The organism is Thauera phenylacetica B4P (assembly GCF_000310225.1).
GTDB lineage: Bacteria > Pseudomonadota > Gammaproteobacteria > Burkholderiales > Rhodocyclaceae > Thauera > Thauera phenylacetica.
Genome location: NZ_AMXF01000486.1, coordinates 1 through 1,087, shown reverse-complemented (window position 1 = coordinate 1,087; position 1,087 = coordinate 1). Strand labels below are relative to the sequence as shown.

The following is a 1,087-nucleotide window of genomic DNA, read 5'->3' as shown; positions in this document are numbered from 1 at the left end:
GATCGAGCGATTACTCGATGATCTTGGCGACGACGCCGGCGCCGACGGTACGGCCACCTTCGCGGATCGCGAAGCGCAGGCCTTCTTCCATGGCGATCGGGGCGATCAGCTTGACGGTGATCGACACGTTGTCGCCCGGCATGACCATCTCGGTGCCTTCGGGCAGCGAGATCGAACCGGTCACGTCGGTGGTGCGGAAGTAGAACTGCGGGCGGTAGTTGTTGAAGAACGGGGTGTGACGACCACCCTCTTCCTTCGACAGCACGTAGATCTCGCCGGTGAAGTGGGTGTGCGGGGTGATCGAACCCGGCTTGCACAGCACCTGGCCACGCTCGACGTCTTCACGCTTGGTGCCGCGCAGCAGCACGCCGACGTTGTCGCCGGCCTGACCCTGGTCGAGCAGCTTGCGGAACATCTCGACGCCGGTGCAGGTGGTCTTGACGGTCGGCTTGATGCCGACGATCTCGATTTCCTCGCCGACCTTGACGATGCCACGCTCGACACGACCGGTCACCACGGTGCCACGGCCCGAGATCGAGAACACGTCCTCGATCGGCAGCAGGAAGGGCTTGTCGATCGCACGCTCGGGGGTCGGGATGTAGCTGTCCAGCGCATCGGCCAGGCGCAGGATGGCCGGCTCGCCGATGTCGGACTGGTCGCCCTCGAGCGCCTTCAGCGCCGAGCCCTTGACGATGGGGATGTCGTCACCCGGGAAGTCGTACTTCGACAGCAGCTCGCGCACTTCCATCTCGACGAGTTCCAGCAGTTCCTCGTCGTCGACCATGTCGCACTTGTTCAGGAACACGATGATGTACGGCACACCGACCTGACGCGCCAGCAGGATGTGCTCGCGGGTCTGCGGCATCGGGCCGTCAGCGGCCGAGCACACCAGGATCGCGCCGTCCATCTGGGCAGCACCGGTGATCATGTTCTTGACATAGTCGGCGTGACCCGGGCAGTCCACGTGCGCGTAGTGGCGCGAGGCGGTCTCGTACTCGACGTGCGCGGTGTTGATGGTGATGCCGCGCGCCTTCTCTTCCGGTGCCGCATCGATCTGGTCGTAGGCCTTCGCCTCGCCGCCGAACTT

The 1,087-nt window shown here is 64.7% G+C and carries 1 protein-coding gene; it reads right to left on the bottom strand.

Going from position 1 to position 1,087, the window contains the following annotated elements:
- Positions 1–10 precede the first annotated feature (10 nt).
- The coding region (gene tuf / locus C667_RS23205; RefSeq protein WP_004389762.1) for an elongation factor Tu at positions 11–1,087 on the bottom strand (1,077 nt) is incomplete at its 5' end.